This window comes from Hymenobacter sp. YIM 151500-1 (assembly GCF_025979885.1).
Lineage (GTDB): Bacteria > Bacteroidota > Bacteroidia > Cytophagales > Hymenobacteraceae > Hymenobacter.
In genome coordinates, this window is record NZ_CP110139.1 from 3,032,063 (window position 1) to 3,049,097 (window position 17,035).

The following is a 17,035-nucleotide window of genomic DNA, read 5'->3' on the forward strand; positions in this document are numbered from 1 at the left end:
CCAGTGTTGGCGGTCGGGCTTTTTGCCGTGCTGTGGCGGAGCCTATTTTTTGGTGGGCAGCTTGGTTTGCTGCGCAATCCACTCCCGGATGGTGTCGAGGGCGAGGCTGGAAAACACGGGCTGGGGCCGCCCATTCACCAGCGGCCACTCGGCCGGCTCGGCCTGAAACAGGTGGTTGACGCCCGGCAGCTTCCGGCTTACCACCTTAGTGTTGCCTTTCAGCCGGCTGGTTAGCACGGGCAGGTTGCTGTCAATACTCACTTCCATATCGGCGGTGCCGTTAAGCAGCATCACCGGGCAGGCTACTTTTTCCAGGCCGGCGGTAGGGTCGGCGCTGAGGAACTGCTGGTAGTAGGCCGAGGCCAGGTCGGCGGCGCTGGCCTGGGCGGTATGGGCGTCGAGGGAAGGGGTTTGCTGGCGCAGCATGTTCACCACTATGGCCTGGCGCTGGGCGGCGTCGGCCGTGTGCATGATAATTTCTTGCAGGGCCTGCTCCCGCTTCAGCTCCGCCTGAATTTCCTTGGCGGAGGAGCCCAGGCTCCGTAGCGTGGCTTCGCGCTGCTGGAGCAGCAGCTTCTGGCCGGGCATTCCGGCCGCGGCCAGCGCCACCACAAAGGCTGGGGGCAGGGGCTGGGCAGCTGTCAGCAGCGCCACGTTGCCGCCCTGGCCGTGCCCGATGATGCCCAGCCGCAGGGGGTCTATTTCGGGGCGGGTGCGCAAAAAGCTTAGGGCCGCCTGCGCATCCGTCATCAGTTCGCCTATCACAGCCGGGCCCGGCTCGCCCTGCGACTGCCCCACGCCCCGGTCGTCGAAGCGCAGCACGGCAATGCCGCGGCGGGTGAGGTGGTCGGCCAGCGTGCCCAGCAGCCGGTAGTCGCCCAGCGTCGCGTCACGGTCCTGGGAGCCCGCATCCGACAGGAGCACCACGGCCGGGAAAGGCCCCTCGCCGGGCGGCACCGTGAGCATACCCCCGAAGCGCACGTTGACGGGGATGTTGGTGAAGGCTACCTCCTCTTCGCGGTAGGGCGGCGTGAGGCGGGCTTTGGGGGCAGTGTTGATGGCGGGCACGGCGTAGCTCAGCTGCATGGCAACGTCGTAGCCGGGCTGGTGCCAGGTGCCGGCCACGCCTTTGCCATCCGGAGCCAGGCGGCCGGTGAAGCGGCTGGCGGCATCATCAACCGAGAATATGACGGTGTCGCCCCGCAGGGCTACCTGCACGGGCATGTTGCTGATTTTCTGCAACGGCACGTCCAGGGTGGCAAAATATCCTCCGGATGTCAGGGTCACGACGCGAAAAATTACCTCGACCTGACCACCCGGCATTACCAGAGGTCCGCGCCAGAAGCCATCCAGCGCCGGTTTGCTTTCTGCCTGGGCAGAAAACAGAGTGCTTACCAAAAAAAGAAGGCAGGCGTACACGTGTTTCATCATCAAAATAATTACTTCAGTTACTATTTAAAGATAATTAAACCAATTACATACCTCAACAAAAGCCTACTTTTTTACAGAATTTTATACTTCTTTTCCCATAGGCACGAAAAAGGCCTGTGTAGATGCTACACAGGCCTTATCGGCAAAAGTCGGGGCTTATTGACTACTTAAGCACGGCAATTTCAACGCGGCGGTTTTCCTGGCGGCCGGCGGCGGTGGCGTTGGAAGCCACGGGAGCTTCTTCGCCCATGGGCTCAATGCTCACCTTGTCGGCGGGCATCTGGCCGTTTTTCACCAGCCAGTCTTTCACGGCGGCGGCCCGCTTGGCGCTCAGCTCCCGGTTGTAGTCTTTGTCGCCGCGCGAGTCAGCGAAGCCCAGTATGCGCACCTCGTTGCCCCGGTAGCGGCGGGCAATCGACGAGCTGATTTCAGACAGAGCCCGAGTGGCCGTGGGCTTGATTTCGGCTTTATCGGTGTCGAACAGCACTTTCTCTTCGAGGGCGTACACGTTGTACCGGTCGTCGCCGCGCACCGAGATTTCGGGCAGGTCAATTTCTTCCAGCTTCACGTCGGCCAGGTTGGCCTTGGTCATGTCCCAGGCGTTTTCCACGGCGGCGCCAGCATTGGCGGCCACTTCGCCCACGGTCTGGCCGTCGCGGGCTACCACGGCGGTGTCGGCGGTGGCTTCCGAGAGCTGGTCTTTTTCTTCGGGCTTTTTCAGGTCGCTGCACGAGGCCAACAGGGCCGTAGCAGCCAGGAGAGAGAGCAGGTGTTTTTTCATGAGAGTAGAAGAATGAAGGGAGAGTGAAATGTGAACTGCTTACGCGAAAGCTGGGCTGATGTTAGCATTTTTTCGCGAGGCAATGCGTCAGCGGCCCTTGCTGCCTTCTTATTCAGCTACAAACACCCGCTTCACCCGCTCACTCACGCTAGTAAGCAGCTCGTAGGGAATGGTGCCGATGCGGGCGGCCAGCTCGGACAAGGGCAGCTCCGGCCCAAACACCAGGGCTTCGTCGCCGGCCTGGGCGCCGGCAACGTGGGTTACATCCACCATGCACATATCCATGCACACGTTGCCGACCACCGGGGCCCGCTGCCCACGGACGAGCACCTCCCCCACCCCGTTGCTGAAGCGCCGGTCGTAGCCGTCGGCGTAGCCGATGGCCAGGGTGGCAATGCGCCGGTCGTGGGAGGCGGCCTGGCCGCGGCGGCTGTAGCCCACGGTATGGCCAGCCGGCAGGGTTTTAACCTGGGAGATAGTGGTGCGCAGGGAGCTGACGGGCCGCAGGGCATCCTGCTCCTGCCCGGTAGCCTCTACGCCGTACAGGCCAATGCCCAGGCGCACCATATCGTGCTGGGCCTCGGGAAAGCGCACGATGCCGGCCGAGTTGAGAGCGTGCTTGAGCACGGGGTAGCCCAGGGCCTGTTCCAGCACGGGCGTCATGCGGGCAAAGGCGGCCAGCTGCTCCCGCGAAAAGCTGTTGTGGGCTTCTTCGTCGGCGCCGGCCAGGTGGGTGAGGGCGCTGGCCACGCGCAGGTGGGCGGCGTTTTCGCGCAGCCGGCGGCAAAGTTCGGGCAGGTCTTCTTCGGCGAAGCCCAGGCGGCGCATGCCGGTGTCGAGCTTGAGGTGGATGGCGGGCAGGGGCGGGCCGTCGGGCTGCCGGGCGGCGCGCAGGTAGGCGTCGAGCAGCTCGAAGGAGTAGATTTCGGGCTCTAGATGGTACTGGCGCAGCTTCTGGAAGGCGTCGGGGGCGGGGTTCATCACCATCACCGGCAAGCTGATGCCGTGCTGGCGCAGGTCCACGCCCTCGTCGGGGTAGGCCACGGCGAGGTAGTCGGCGCGGTGAAACTGGAGCAGGTTGGCTACTTCGTAGGAGCCGCTGCCGTAGGCAAAGGCCTTGACCATGACCATGAGCCTGACGCCCGGCCGCAGGCGGCGCCGGTAAAAGGTAAGGTTGTGCACCAGGGCGTCGAGGTTGACTTCGAGCACCGTGCCGTGGATTTTCTGCTGAAACGCCGCCACAATCCGCTCGAAGCCGTAGCGGCGGGCGCCCTTCACCAGAATGGTTTCGTGCCGGAAGGCGTCGGGGCGGAAGGCGGTGAGAAAGGCTTCGGTATCAGGAAAAAACTCAGCCGCCGCGAGGCCGGCAAAGGCGCCGCGGTGCTGGCTCAGGCCCGGCCCGATGCCGATGAGGCGCTCTACGCCGTGGGTGGGCAGCAGGCCCGCCACGCGGGCGTACAGCTCTTCGCCGCCGAGGCCGGATTCGAGCACGTCGCTCAGGATGAGGGTGCGGCGGCCGCGGCGGGGCTGGCGGGCCAGGGCGTCGAGGGCAAGCCGGAGGCCGGCCAGGTCGTTGTTGTAGGTGTCGTCGAGGATGTAGCAGTCGTTGAGGGCCTGCTTCATTTCCAGGCGCATGGCCACGGGCTGGAGCCGGTCGAGGCGGCGCTGGATTTCGGCCGGCTCGACGCCCCAAAACAACAGGCTGCTAACGCAGTGCAGGGCGTTTTCGACGGAGGGCTCGTCGGCAAAGGGTAGGGAGAGAAAGAACTCCCCTGCCGCCCAGCTGATGCGAGCCGGCACCCGGCCGGGAGAACCGGGGGCCGGGGGCAGCAGCGCCACCTGCACGTCGGCGGGCAGGCCCTGGCGCGACCAGGTGAAGGCACTGAGGCCCAGGCGCTGCACGGCAGCGTGCACGGGTTGCTGGTCGCGGCAGTAGAAGAGGCGGCCAAAGCCGGGGCCGGTGAACAGCTGAAGCTTTTCGAACAGCTTTTCTTCCTGGGAGAAAAACCCTGCATCGTGAGCCGAGCCGAGCATGGTGAAAATGCCGGCCGTCGGCTGAATGACGCGGGCCAGGCGCTCCATTTCGCCGGGCTCCGAGATGCCGGCCTCGAAGATGCCCAGCGTGTGGGTGGGGTTTAGCTCCCACACGCTCAGGGGCACGCCCACCTGGGAGTTGTAGGAGCGGGGGCTTTTACAAATTAGCTCGTCGGGGGCCAGCAGCTGGGCCAGCCACTCTTTCACAATGGTTTTGCCATTGGAGCCGGTGATGCCCAGCACGGGCAGGCGAAACTGGCGGCGGTGGTGGGCAGCCACGGCTTGCAGAGCCGTCAGCGCATTGTCTACCACCAGCACACCCGCTTCGGGGTAAGCGGCCAGGCCGCCCGGCACGGCGGTACTATTATCCACCACAAACAGGCGCACCCCCCGCTCGTACAGCTCGGGCAGGTAGCGGTGGCCGTCGTGCTGGGGGCCGCGCAGGGCAAAGAACAGCGCCCCGCCCGGCTGGCCCACCCGGCGGCTGTCGAGCAGAAGCTGCTGCACGGCGGCGGGCCCGGCCGCAGGGGCCTGGAGCACGGTGCCGCCGGTGATGGAAGGGAGGTCGAGGAACTGAAGCATGGCGGCGGCAAAGGTACGGCTGGAGCCTCACCCCCCGGCCCACTTTCCAAACAAGAGGAGGAACTAGCTGCTAGGTGAACTAACAAAGGAAATTGGCCTACATGAGTCCGCTTGAACACTGCGAACCACCGCGCTTTCCTCTGCGAACCACTGCGAGAAATGAAGTCAGCTGGTATGCCAAGTATAGTTGTCGGTTCAGCTTAGGTTGTAGTTGCCTCATCCCTATCCTTCTCCGTCAGAGAACGGCTCTGATTCCAGCTTTTAGTTGACCGTATACTGTCATCAGCCACGCCCACCCCCGCTTGCCGAGGAGGAGAGCTAGTGCTGATGTTATAGCCGTTTCGTAAACAGTGGGGCTAGGGTGTAGCGACGCGACCCTTGGCTACGCCGACCTTCGGGTCGCGTTGCTACACCCTGCATGCACCGGTCCCGAAACCGCCATAACGTCTGCGCCTTGGGTACTTGTGATACGCGGTGAAATAAGCAAACAGCCCGGCCTGCATTCCGGAAAGTTGCCAGATTTCCTTAGTACGGGAATATTTTCGTAGGCAATGGTAATTCTATTGACTTACTTATCTGTCTCAGCTCCTCTCCTCGCTTTCGTGCCCGAACAACTACTCAACTTCCAAGCGGCTTTCGAAGCCCTGCCCGGCAACTTTATACTGCTGCGGCCCGATGCTCCGGCGTACACGATTCTGGACGCCACCGACGAAGCACTGCACCTAAGCCAGCGGACCCGGCCGCAGATAGTGGGGCTGAGCGTGTTTGTCGTGTTTCCGGAAAACCCGGAAGCGGCCGGCGCCGGGTTCACCTCGCTGCGAGCGTCGCTGGATTACGTGCTGCGCTATAAGGAGGCCCACCAGGTGCCCACCGTGCGCTACGATGTGCGCAACGCCAACGGCACGTTTGAGCAGCGGTACTGGTCGGCCCAGAACAAGCCCGTGCTCGATGCCGACGGCAACGTGCAATACATCCTCCACTCCACCACGGAAGTGACAACCCAAATCCGGGCGGAGCGCAATGAGCAGGCCCTGCGCGACATTGAGCGGCCCTACAGCCTGTTTATGCAGGCCCCGGTGGGCATCTGCATCCTGCGGGGGCCCCAGCACAGGGTGGAGCTGATCAACGCGGAGCTGCACCGGTTCTTGGGCACCACGCCGGACATCGTGGGCCGGCCCCTGTTCGACGCCCTGCCCGACACCAGAGGGCAGGGCTTCCCGGAGCTGCTCGACCAGGTGCTTGCCACCGGCCAGCCCTACCACGGCACCGAGTATGCGGTGATGCTGCCGCTCGATGGGCGGGAGGAGCTGCGCTACTACAACTTCGTGTACCAGCCCTACTACGAGAACCCCGCCGACCGGACGGTGGCTACCGGGGTGTTCAGCATTGCCCACGACGTGACCGAGCAAGTGCGGGCCCGCCAGCGCGCCGAAGAAAGTGAGCAGCACTTCCGTCCTCTAATTGACGAAGCCCCCATTGCCACGGCCTTATACCTGGGCCCGGAGATGCGCATTCAGTACGCCAACAGCACCATGCTGAGCTACTGGGGCAAGGATGGATTGGTGGCCGGCAAAACCTTCCGCCAGACCCTGCCCGAGCTGGCCGACCAGCCGTTTCCGGCCCTGCTGGAGCAGGTGTACGCCACAGGCGAAACCTATATGGGCACCCACGAAAAGGCCACGCTACTCGTTCAGGGCCAAGCCAAAACCTCCTACTTCAATTTCATCTACAAACCCCTGCGCAACCAGCAGAACGAGGTGTACGGCGTTCATCACACGGCCATCGACGTGACGGAGGAAGTGCTGGCGCTGCACAAAATCGAGGAAAGTGAGGTGCGCTTCCGCAGCCTGGTAGAGCAGGCTCCGGTAGCCATTGCCCTCACGCGCGGCCGCGACGTCGTACTTGAAAGCATCAACGCCCCCATGCTGCGTCTGATGAGCAAGCAGTCGGCCGGCGAGGTGCTGGGCAAGCCCTTAGCGGACGTGTTGCCCCACCTTGAGCCGCAGGCCATGCTAGGCATTGCGCAAGCCGTGGTGGACACGGGTAAGACGTTCCGGGGAAGCGAAGTGCCCATTCTAATGCGCGGGGACGACGGAGAGGTGGAACAGCGCTACTTCAACGTGGCTTTCAATCCGCTTATTGAAGCTGGCACGGTGACGGGCATCATTCATACGGCCATCGACGTAACCGAGCAGGTGCAGGCCCGCCGGCAGCTGGAGCAAAGCAGCGAGGAGCTGAAGCGGTTCAAGTTCATGGCTGAGCAAGCCCGCGACGCGTTTATCCTGATTCGCCAGGACGGCACGTTTGCCTACCTCAACCCCCAAGCCCTCGATGCCTGGGGCTACACTGCCGAGGAAGCCCGCCGCCTGCGCGTGTCGGACGTGAACCCGATTACTCCGGACGAGGAATTCAACGCGGTGTTTGCCCAGGCCCAGCGGGAAGATATTCCGTTGTTTGAAACCCTGCACCAGCGCAAGGACGGGCATATGTACCCGGTTGAGGCGCACGTAGTGGGGTTGCAGCTGGGCGGCCAGCCCCACCTGTTTGGGGTGGCGCGCGACATCACGGAGCAGAAACGCGTGCTGGCGGCTTTGCAGGAAAGCGAACAGCGCTTCCGCATCATGGCCGACGCGGCGCCAAACATCGTGTGGAGCCTGAATCCGGATGGCTCGGTGCACTACGTCAACAAAGTGCTGCTGGATTTTTTGGGCCTGACGCTGCCGCAGCTAATGGCCGATACGTGGATGCCCTACGTGCACCCGGAAGAGTTGGAGGCCACGCAGCGCAGCATTACCACGGCCATTGAAGAGCGCACCCTCTTCTTTATTGAGTACCGGATGCGCCGGCACGACGGCCAGTACCGCTGGCTGCTGGCGCAGGGGGCGCCCAGCTACTATCCCAGCGGCGAGCTGTACGGCTACGTGGGCTCGGCCATCGACATTACGGAGCTGAAAGAAGCCAACGAGCAGTTGCGGCGCACCAACAGCGACTTGGACAACTTTATCTACACGGCCTCGCACGATTTGAAGGCGCCCATTACCAACATCGAAGGCCTGCTGGCGGCGCTGGTTGGGGAGCTGCCGGCCACCTACCGCGTCGGCGACGTGGACTACGTGCTGGAAATGATGCAGGACTCGGTGAACCGCTTTAAGCGCACCATCGAGCACCTCACCGACATTGCCCGCCTCCAGCAGGAGCACGCCCAGCCCACCACGCTGGTAGACTTGGCCGCGGTAGTTGACGATGTATGCCTGGACCTGGCCCCCCTGCTGCGCGACACCCAAGCCCAGCTGGAAGTAGATGTAGCGGCCTGCGCTGCCATTTCTTTCCCAACCAAAAACCTGCGCTCGGTGGTGTACAACCTGCTCAGCAATGCCCTGAAGTACCGCCACCCCGACCGGGTGCCACGGGTGCAGATTCGGTGCGCCAGCACCCCCGAGCACCACGTGCTTACCGTGGCCGACAACGGCCTGGGTATTGAAGCCGACAGCATGGGCCAGCTGTTTCAGATGTTCAAGCGCCTGCACACCCACGTCGAGGGCTCGGGGGTGGGCCTGCACATGGTCAAGAAAATGATAGAGAATGCCGACGGCCGGATTGAGGTGCAAAGCCAGCCGGGCGTGGGCACCACCTTCACGGTGTACTTCCGGCGCTAGCAGCCGGCTAGGATGAACTGCTTTTAAAGCAAGCCCTTCGGTCCCGTGTCATTCCTTAGATGTTGTGCCAAGGCCTGGGAAGAGGTAACAAGTAGCCCGTCCTGCTGAGCGGAGTCGAAGCATCTCTACCGTTTCGTTGCAATGGCAGATGGTTACCGATCCACGCCCGGCGGCCGTACAACTAAGCCTTTCTTGCCCTGTAGGTATACCTTGTAGCTTTACTTTGCGCGCGAGACTTGGGGCAAGCACTTCAGGATTAAGGTTGGCATGCTGGCTTAGCTGCTTAAGCCTCTCGGCTGGATGATGTAGAAACGCATCATCGGTAGCCTTTGCTCTGGAGCGAGAAAACCAGCTGACTTCCTGCTCTGGGCTGAAATGGCTTCCTTTGCGGCTTCTTTTAGCCATTTTCTACGTTTGAAACTTTCGCGTCATCACCTGGCCGCGCTGGCGGCCTTTCTTATTTGGGGGTTCTTCCCGATTCCGCTGCGCTGGCTGACGGGCTATGCCAGCGGGCAGATCCTGTTTTTTCGCATTCTGCTCTCGTTGTTGTTGCTGGTAGTCCTGCACGGGCTGGGCCGGCGGGCGGCGGTAGCGGCTACGTGGCGGCAGTGGCAGGCGGCGCCGGCTCGGGAACGGCGGCAGGTGGGCTGGAGCACGGCCCTGGGCGGCATTCTGCTGACCTCAAACTGGCTCTTGTTTATTTATGTGGTGAATGAGGTAAGCGTACAGGCCGGCTCGTTTGCCTACCTCATCTGCCCCATTCTCACGGCCTTGCTGGGCTTTTTGCTGCTGGGCGAGAAGCTGCGCGCCAACCAATGGGCAGCCATTGGGCTGAGCGCCCTGAGTTGCGCTCTGCTGGGGGCCGGGGAGCTGCGCACGGTGCTGATGAGCCTGGTGGTGGCCTTCACCTACGCCTTCTACCTCATCAGCCAGCGCCGCCTGCAAGGCTACGACCGGCTGGTGCTGCTCACGGTGCAGCTGGGCCTGGCCGCGCTGCTGATTCTGCCCCTGGCCCCGCTGCTGGGCGCCCGGCCGCTGGCGGGATTCCAGGACGGGCACCTGCTGCTGGTGGCGGGCCTGCTCAGCGCCGGTTTCACGGTGCTGCCCCTGTTTCTGAATTTGTACGCGCTGAATGTGCTGCCCTCGGGCACGGTGGGCATTCTGATGTATCTGAACCCACTGGTGAGCTTTGTGCTGGCGTTTCTGTACTTCGGGGAGCGGGCTTCGGTAGAGCAGGCCGTGGCGTACGGCGTGATTCTGCTGTCGGTGGTGCTGTACAATGTGGTATTTCAGCGGCGGGCACCGTAGGTTGATGGCGCGCAGCTGTGCCCCGTGCCATCAGGAAAGCGGACCAAAACTGGTTTGTAGCTGGCGCGAGTTTAGCGCAGCGTAACTCGTGCCGATAATGCCGGGAGGCTGCGCCTCCCCCGCCAGAACGACCTACGCGCCAGCACGGCCCAGTCCCGACTTGCCGCTGGCGCGGCAGTGGAGGCGCAGCCTCCACCTCATGCGCAGGCACGAGGTACGCTGCGCTAACCTCGTGCCAGGGCGTGCCAGGGCGTCGTCTGCACACGCGCAGACTAATACCGCCAATGTGCTTCACGCTTCTGTCCGTACCTTCGGGCTGCTTTGCTTCACTTCTGAATCGAATGACCACACTCCACCGTCAGGCCACCGTGCCGCTGTGGCGGCGGGTGCTGCCGCACCTGCTGGCCGTCGTGTTTTTCCTGCTGCTGACCGCCGTCTACTTCTCGCCCATCCTGTTTGAGGGCAAGACGCTGGCCCAGCACGACATCGTGCAGTTTAATGGTGGCGCCCACGAGGCGGCCGTGTACCGGGAGCAGACCGGGCAGGAAGCCCTCTGGACCAACTCCATGTTCTCGGGTATGCCCACCTACCTCATCAGCACCCGCTTCCCCGGCGACCTGAGCATTTACCTGCACAAGCTGTTTACGGTGGGGCTGCCGGGGGTAGTAGCCAACCTGTTCCTGGCCCTGGTGTGCGGCTACTTCCTGTGCGTGGCCCTGGGCCTCTCGCCGCTGGTGAGTGTGGTGGGGGCTGTGGCCCTGGGCTTCAGCAGCTACAACCTGATTATTCTGGCCGCCGGCCACAACACCAAGAGCCTGGCCCTGGCCTACGCCCCGCTGGTGCTGGCGGGGCTGCTGGTGGCGTTTCGGCGCAACCGGTGGCTGGGCACGGCCTTGTTTGCCCTGGGCCTGGCCATGAACGTGCGCTCCAACCACTTGCAGATTACCTATTACCTGCTCCTGCTGGTGCTGGTGTTTGGGGTAGTGGAGCTGGTGGCGGCCGCGCGCGAAAAGCGGCTGCCGGACTTCCTGAGCCGCACGGCCCTGCTGGGCGTGGCTGCCCTGCTGGCCGTGGGCGTGAGCTTTGGCCGCCTCTACACCACGCTGGAGTACGGCAAGCACAGCATCCGCGGTAAGTCGGAGCTGAAAACGCCCCCGCCGGCTGCCCCCGGTCAGCAAAACCAGCCGGCCAGTGATGATGGGGCGGGCGGCTCGGGCCTCGACCGGGACTATGCCTTCGGGTGGAGCTACGGGGTGGGCGAAACCGTGACCCTGCTGGTGCCTAACTTCTACGGGGGCGCTTCGCAGATGAAGCTGAGCGAAACCTCGGAAACCGGCAAGGCCCTGACCAACCTGGGCGTGCCGCCGGTGCAGCTGAGCGACTACCTGGCCCAGATGCCCACCTACTGGGGCGCCCAGCCCATTACCAGCGGGCCGGTGTACGTGGGGGCCGTGGTGTGCTTCCTGTTTGTGCTGGGCCTGCTGGTGGCCGACCGCCGCACCCGCCTCTGGCTACTGGTGGGCACCATTTTGTCGATTGTGCTGGCCTGGGGCAAGAACTTCGAGGCGTTCAATTATTTTATGTTCGACTACTTCCCCGGCTACAACAAGTTCCGGTCGGTGAGCATGGCCCTGGTTATTGCCCAGCTGGCCATGCCCTTGCTGGCAGTGCTGGCCCTGGGCCGGGTACTGCGCGCCCGCCTGGCCGCCGCGCCCGTGGCTGCCGGCACTCACCCCAGCCTGGCCGCCCTGACTGGCAAGCCCGCCGACGATGCCGAAACCGCCACGCTGAAGCGGCAAGTGCTGCGGGCCCTGGCCATTACGGCCGGCTTGTGCGCGCTGGCTTTCCTGGCCGGCTTGGTGGCCGATTATGCCGCGCCGATTGACGCCCAGCTCCAGCAGCAGGGTTTCCCCTTGGACGCCCTGCGCCAGGACCGCGCCTCCTTGCTGCGCACCGACGCGTTCCGCTCCTTGTTTTTTGTGGCCGCCGCCGGCGCGGTGCTGTGGTTTTTCTTGCAGCGCAAGCTGTCGGCTACGCTAGCTGCCGGGCTGGTGGGCCTGCTCACGCTGGTGGATTTGTGGGGCGTAGATAAACGGTATCTGAACGACTCAAACTTCCAGACCGAAACTGTGGCCGAACAATTTGTGCCTACCCCGGCCGACCAGCAGATTTTGCAGGACAAAGACCTGAGCTATCGGGTGCTGAACATGCAAAGCCCTTTCAACGAGGCCAACACGTCGTATTTCCACAAGAGCATCGGCGGGTACCACGGGGCCAAGCTGCGCCGCTACCAGGACCTGATTGAGCGGCAGATTTCGCAGAACAACCCCGCTGTGCTGAACATGCTCAACACCCGCTACATCATTGTGCCCGGTGAGCAGGGCCAGCCCCAGCAGGTGCAGCGCAACCCCGGCGCCCTGGGCAACGCCTGGTTCGTGAGCCAGGTGCAGAAGGTGCAGAACCCCGACCAGGAAATTCAGGCGCTGACCACCCTGAACTCCGCCACTACGGCCGTGGTGGACGCGTCGAAGTTTCCGGACGTGAAGACCTCCTACCCTTCCGCCGGCTCCACCATCACGCTGACCAGCTACTCCCCCAACGCCTTAACCTACCGGGCCAACGCGGCGCAGGATGGCCTGGTGGTGTTTTCGGAAGTTTACTACGCCGATGGCTGGAACGCTTACATCGACGGCAAGCTGGTACCGCACCTGCGGGCCAACTACGTGCTGCGGGCCCTGCCCGTGCCGGCCGGCCCGCACACCATCGAGTTCAAATTCGAGCCTACGGAATACGCCCTAGGCAACACGGTGTCGCTGGTGTCGTCGGTGTTGCTGGTGGTGGCCATGCTGGCGGCGCTGTACTACGCCTTCAAGCGCCAGCCAGAGCCCCGTATGGCTGAGGATGCGTTGCTGGCGTAGAGTTGGCGGCAGGTAGCTGGCGGCAGATGCCTCGCCTGCGGCGGGAAGTCTGCCGCTAGGTGCACCCTATCGTTCTGGCAACGTGGGAATACGCGAACTACACCGTATGCGCTACGTCATTTCCCGATGCTTCAGCACTTACCAGAACCCGCCGCCGACCGGGCCGGGGTGCGCCTGCTCCTGTGGCGCGACGACCTGAACCACCCGGAGCTGCCCGGCAACAAGTGGCGCAAGCTCAAGTACAACCTGCGGGAAGCCTGCCGCCTGGGTCACGATACGCTGCTGACCTTTGGCGGGGCCTACTCCAACCACCTAGCCGCCGTGGCTGCCGCGGGGCGCCTCACCGGGCTGCGCACCGTGGGTGTGGTGCGGGGCGAGGAGCTGGCCACGGCCTCGCTCAACCCCACCCTGGCCCAGGCCCGCGCCGACGGTATGCAGCTGCACTTCCTGGACCGGGCCACCTACCGCCGCCAGCACGAGCCAGCCGTGGTAGCCGAGCTGCTGCGCACGTGGGGCCCGGCCTACGTGCTGCCTGAAGGCGGCTCGAATACGCTGGCTCTACCGGGATGCGCCGAACTAGTGCCCGAGCTGCTTCAGCACACCGATTTCGACCACCTGTGCGTGGCCTGCGGCACGGGCGGTACCCTGGCCGGCCTGCTTACCGGCCTGCACGGGCAGCGCCGGGCCCACGGCTTCGCCGCCCTCAAAGGCGCCGACTTCCTGCGCGCAGCTATCAACCGCCTGACCGAGCAAGCCACCGGCCGCACCTACGACAACTGGACCCTGCACACCGCTTACCACGGCGGCGGCTACGCCCGCCTCACGCCGGAGCTGCGCGCCTTCATTGCCGGGTTTCAGCGGCGCCACGGCGTTCTGCTCGATCCGATTTACACGGGCAAGATGCTGGCAGGCGTACTCGACCTGCTGGCCCACGGCTACTTCGGGCGCGGCAGCACGGTAGTAGCCGTGCACACCGGCGGCTTGCAGGCGTGGGCAGGATTTGAATTTGAGCTGTAAGCCACAAGCTGTAAGCCGCAAGCTGCAAGCCACAAGCTGCAAGCCACAAGCACTAGAACCAGCTTGCGGCTTACAGTCTGATGGGTGAGGTCCCGCACCCTCGGGCAGTTTGGCCCGTATGGTTAGGTAAACCTCATCCTTATGTCTACTCCCCGCTTGCTGCGCCGCCTGTTGCCGTTGGTTTTCCTGGTGGGGCTTGGGTGGCTGCTGTGGAGTAAGGTGCGGCCGGCGCTGACGGAGCTGGAAAATCCGCTGAACCCGGCCCCGCGCGTAACCGTCACGCATAACACGGTGCTGGAGAAGGTGGAGAGCCTGGGCCGGCTGGAGCTGGTGCGCTACCAGTTTCGCGACGTGGTGGAGTACCGCAAAAGCACCTACCGCCTGCTGCCCGATGCGAAAGTGGCCCTCATCGTGGCCGGCACCGCCGTGGGCTGCCTCGACCTGCGCCAGCTGCGCCCCCAGGACGTGATGCTGGAAGGCGACTCGGTGGTGCGCCTGGCTTTGCCGCCCGCCGAGCTGTGCGGCTGGCAGATCGACCACAGCAAAAGCAAGGTGTACAGCGTTGAAAACGGCTTCTTCCAGGACGCTGAGCTAGTAGATGCCGGCTACAAGTATGCCGAGCAGAACGTGCGCCGCACGGCCTTGCAGTCGGGCATTCTGGCCCAAACCGAGCAGAACGCCGAGCGTATCCTGCGGCCGCTGCTCGAAACCATGACCGGCCGCCGCGTGGTCCTCACCCGCCGCCTGGAGAATCCGCAGCTGCCGGCGCGGCGATAGCTGTCATTCCGAGCGGAGCGAGGAATCTGAGTGTTCATCAGCGCCTAGTAAGTAATCCAGATTTCTCGCTCCGCTCGGAATGACATTATTGGTCGTCTGCATCCGGCGTTTTGCCCAAGTCATCCAAAGCCATTTTGATGAGGTCTTGCTCGTAGCCTTTGGCCGTGAGGAAGAGCTGGATTTTCTGGCGGCGCTTGTGGGGGTGGCGCTCCTTTTCCTGGCGGTCTTTTTTCTCCAGCAGGTCCACCAAGTTCTGGTAGTACTCGTCGCCGTCGATTTCCTTCAAGCCGGCCTTGATGCAATAATCCGAAATGCCTTTTTGCTTTAGCTCCTGCACAATGCGGCGGCGGCCCCACTTCTTGCTGCGGTAGTGGCCGCGCACGTAGCTTTTGGCGTAGCGCTCCTCGTCCAGCAGCTTCTCCCGGCCCAGCCGGATGATAATTTCGCCGGCTTCGTCTTCGTCCAGCCCGTACTCGCGCAGCTTGGCCTCTACTTCTTTATGATTGCGCTCCTGGTAGGTGCAGAAGGCCGCTATCTTTTGCAAGGCCTCGGCTGGCGTGTAAAACTTCTTTTTGGGCTGATTCATGGGAGAAAAGTGTGGTGTAAGCTTTAGCTTGCGCAGTGCGCCGGCAAAGCATAGCCCCGATTACTACCTAGTACGCACGGCACACGGCGCAAGCTAAAGCTTACGCCACATTTCCCCTTTCTGCTCATGCCCATTACCCAAGGGGCCCGCTACATGCTGCTCAGCACCCTGTTCTTCGCTCTGATGAACGTGTGCGTCAAGCTGCTGCCCCATTTGCCGGCTCTCGAAATCATTCTGTTTCGCTCGGGGCTGTCGGTCATTTTCAGCTACTTCACCCTGCGGGCCCTGCGCATTCGGCCCTGGGGCACCAACCACTTTTTCCTGATTGCGCGCGGCACCACCGGCGCCCTGGCCCTGATTCTGTATTTCTTCACCCTGCAACGCATGCCCTTGGCCACGGCCGTTACCATTCAGTATCTGGCGCCCATTTTCACGGCCATTCTGGGCATTTTTATTGTGCGCGAGAAGGTGCGGGCCTGGCAGTGGGTGTTCTTCCTGATTTCGTTTGCGGGGGTGCTGGTGGTGGAGGGCGTGTCGGCTGACGTGGACTGGCGCTGGGTGGGGCTGGGCGTACTGTCGGCGGTGTTTTCGGGGCTCAGCTACAATTCCATTCGCCGGCTTACGGGCAAGGAGCACCCCCTGGTGGTCGTGTTTTATTTTCCGATGGTGGCCTTGCCCATTGCCGGCCTCTACTGCCTCTGGCACTGGGTCCCGCCCCAGGGCCTCGACTGGCTGTGGCTGCTGCTCACGGGCGTGTGCACGCAGGGCGCCCAGGTGTTTATGACCAAAGCCTACCAGGCCGAGCGGCTGTCGAGCGTGGCCAATCTCAACTACCTGGGCATTTTGTACGCCCTGGGATTAGGGTTCGTATTTTTTGGCGAAACGTTTCAGCTGACTTCCTACCTGGGCATGGCGCTGGTGCTGCTGGGCGTGGGGCTGAACACCTGGTACAGTGCCCGGCAGGCCCGGCAAACCGCACCCCTGGCTCCTACCGAGGAAGTAGTAGCGTAGAACGTTCGGCGGCCCACGAAGCAGAGTCCGCCGACTGGCTCCGTACAAACCCGGATACCGGCTTTGTACAAATACTGATTTTAGGCAAATGGGTGGCAGAACTAGGGGATGCGGGCGTACAAGCTCTGTTTCTACCTTCTCACCACCTACTACTATGGACAAACTTTTGTCACCCGTGGAGGCGCCAGCTTCTCCGGAAACTCCAACTGCGGTGTCGCGCCGATCGTTTCTGCGCTACACCGGTGCCGCTACGGCCCTCACCGGCCTGCTGCTCACGAGCTGCGACGATGACGATGATAACGAGGAAGCCGGCACCGTAGACGTGGGCTCCGGCGATACGGGTGTGCTCAATTTCGCTTATGCGCTGGAGCAGCTCGAAGCCGCTTTTTACACCCGGGTAAAAACCGGTACCTACTACACCGGCCTGACGGCTACCAGCGCCGAGCGGCAGATTCTGGACGACATTGCCCTGCACGAAGAAGCCCACGTGGACTTTTTCAGAACCGTGCTCGGCAACAGCGCCATCAAGGACCTGGACCCCGATTTCTCCACCATCAACTTCAACGACAAGAACAGCGTGCTGACAGCGGCCCGCACCTTCGAGGACTTGGGAGTGGCGGCCTATAACGGCGCGGGCGTTTTCCTGCAAAGCGCCGTTAACCTGGTAGTGGCCGGCAAAATCGTGTCGGTAGAAGCCCGGCACGCGGCCCTGATCCGGGACCTACTGACCTACAACTCCTTCGTGGCCAGCGACGTGGTGGACTTGTTTACGCCCACCTCGGCCACCTCGGCGCCCGGCGAGGGCAGCGGCTCCGGCCTGGAGCGGTCGAAGACCCCGCAGGAAGTAGCCACCCAGGCCAACCAGTTTCTGCAGGCTGGGTCGAAGCTGAACGTTAGTAACATTCGGTAAGCCACGCGCTGCTTGTTTTTTCAC

General features: G+C 63.1%; 11 protein-coding genes. 7 read left to right on the forward strand and 4 right to left on the reverse strand.

Annotation, left to right across the window (positions count from 1 at the left end):
* Positions 1-42: 42 nt before the first annotated feature.
* The 3 genes from OIS53_RS12745 to OIS53_RS12755 form a co-directional block, all read right to left on the reverse strand.
* On the reverse strand, positions 43-1,287 hold the full coding sequence (locus OIS53_RS12745; RefSeq protein ID WP_264678953.1) for an alpha/beta hydrolase family protein: 1,245 nt from the start codon (positions 1,285-1,287) through the stop codon (positions 43-45).
* A 307-nt stretch (positions 1,288-1,594) separates the two neighbouring features.
* Complete coding sequence (locus OIS53_RS12750) at positions 1,595-2,212, reverse strand: OmpA family protein (protein WP_264678954.1); 618 nt, start codon at positions 2,210-2,212, stop codon at positions 1,595-1,597.
* A gap of 108 nt (positions 2,213-2,320) precedes the next feature.
* The gene (locus OIS53_RS12755; protein ID WP_264678955.1) at positions 2,321-4,828 is read right to left on the reverse strand and encodes a bifunctional UDP-N-acetylmuramoyl-tripeptide:D-alanyl-D-alanine ligase/alanine racemase; all 2,508 of its coding nucleotides are present in this window, start codon (positions 4,826-4,828) and stop codon (positions 2,321-2,323) included.
* A 602-nt stretch (positions 4,829-5,430) separates the two neighbouring features.
* Between OIS53_RS12755 and OIS53_RS12760 the strand changes: the two genes are divergently transcribed.
* The 5 genes from OIS53_RS12760 (at position 5,431) to OIS53_RS12780 (ending at position 14,504) form a co-directional block, all read left to right on the forward strand.
* On the forward strand, positions 5,431-8,484 hold the full coding sequence (locus OIS53_RS12760) for a PAS domain-containing sensor histidine kinase (RefSeq protein ID WP_264678956.1): 3,054 nt from the start codon (positions 5,431-5,433) through the stop codon (positions 8,482-8,484).
* A gap of 414 nt (positions 8,485-8,898) precedes the next feature.
* Positions 8,899-9,792: an EamA family transporter gene (locus OIS53_RS12765; RefSeq protein ID WP_264678957.1), complete on the forward strand. Its 894-nt coding sequence runs from the start codon at positions 8,899-8,901 to the stop codon at positions 9,790-9,792.
* Positions 9,793-10,133: 341 nt separating this feature from the next.
* The gene (locus OIS53_RS12770) at positions 10,134-12,710 is read left to right on the forward strand and encodes a YfhO family protein (protein WP_264678958.1); all 2,577 of its coding nucleotides are present in this window, start codon (positions 10,134-10,136) and stop codon (positions 12,708-12,710) included.
* 126 nt (positions 12,711-12,836) lie between these two features.
* Positions 12,837-13,727 carry a 1-aminocyclopropane-1-carboxylate deaminase/D-cysteine desulfhydrase gene (locus OIS53_RS12775; protein ID WP_264678959.1) on the forward strand — a complete coding sequence of 297 codons (891 nt, stop codon included), beginning with the start codon at positions 12,837-12,839 and terminating at the stop codon, positions 13,725-13,727.
* Between the two features lie 141 nt (positions 13,728-13,868).
* Entirely contained in the window at positions 13,869-14,504 is a 636-nt protein-coding gene (locus OIS53_RS12780; RefSeq protein WP_264678960.1) for a DUF4230 domain-containing protein, read from the forward strand.
* Between the two features lie 85 nt (positions 14,505-14,589).
* Here OIS53_RS12780 and OIS53_RS12785 read toward each other — a convergent pair whose 3' ends face one another.
* Positions 14,590-15,090: a regulatory protein RecX gene (locus OIS53_RS12785; RefSeq protein WP_264678961.1), complete on the reverse strand. Its 501-nt coding sequence runs from the start codon at positions 15,088-15,090 to the stop codon at positions 14,590-14,592.
* 126 nt (positions 15,091-15,216) lie between these two features.
* Between OIS53_RS12785 and OIS53_RS12790 the strand changes: the two genes are divergently transcribed.
* Together OIS53_RS12790 and OIS53_RS12795 are read left to right on the forward strand one after the other, a co-directional pair.
* Positions 15,217-16,101, forward strand: coding sequence for a DMT family transporter (locus OIS53_RS12790; RefSeq protein ID WP_264678962.1), 885 nt, complete (start codon positions 15,217-15,219; stop codon positions 16,099-16,101).
* Positions 16,102-16,255: 154 nt separating this feature from the next.
* Positions 16,256-17,011 (forward strand): ferritin-like domain-containing protein, encoded by a 756-nt coding sequence (locus tag OIS53_RS12795; RefSeq protein WP_264678963.1) that lies wholly within the window; start codon positions 16,256-16,258, stop codon positions 17,009-17,011.
* Positions 17,012-17,035 lie beyond the last annotated feature (24 nt).

Bases quoted from the DNA above. Each gene is read 5' to 3' on its own strand.
- OIS53_RS12770 (WP_264678958.1), top strand. From the start codon at position 10,134: ATGACCACACTCCACCGTCAGGCCACCGTGCCGCTGTGGCGGCGGGTG.
- OIS53_RS12755 (WP_264678955.1), bottom strand. From the start codon at position 4,828: ATGCTTCAGTTCCTCGACCTCCCTTCCATCACCGGCGGCACCGTGCTC.
- OIS53_RS12785 (WP_264678961.1), bottom strand. From the start codon at position 15,090: ATGAATCAGCCCAAAAAGAAGTTTTACACGCCAGCCGAGGCCTTGCAA.
- OIS53_RS12750 (WP_264678954.1), bottom strand. From the start codon at position 2,212: ATGAAAAAACACCTGCTCTCTCTCCTGGCTGCTACGGCCCTGTTGGCC.
- OIS53_RS12795 (WP_264678963.1), top strand. From the start codon at position 16,256: ATGGACAAACTTTTGTCACCCGTGGAGGCGCCAGCTTCTCCGGAAACT.
- OIS53_RS12775 (WP_264678959.1), top strand. From the start codon at position 12,837: ATGCTTCAGCACTTACCAGAACCCGCCGCCGACCGGGCCGGGGTGCGC.
- OIS53_RS12780 (WP_264678960.1), top strand. From the start codon at position 13,869: ATGTCTACTCCCCGCTTGCTGCGCCGCCTGTTGCCGTTGGTTTTCCTG.
- OIS53_RS12790 (WP_264678962.1), top strand. From the start codon at position 15,217: ATGCCCATTACCCAAGGGGCCCGCTACATGCTGCTCAGCACCCTGTTC.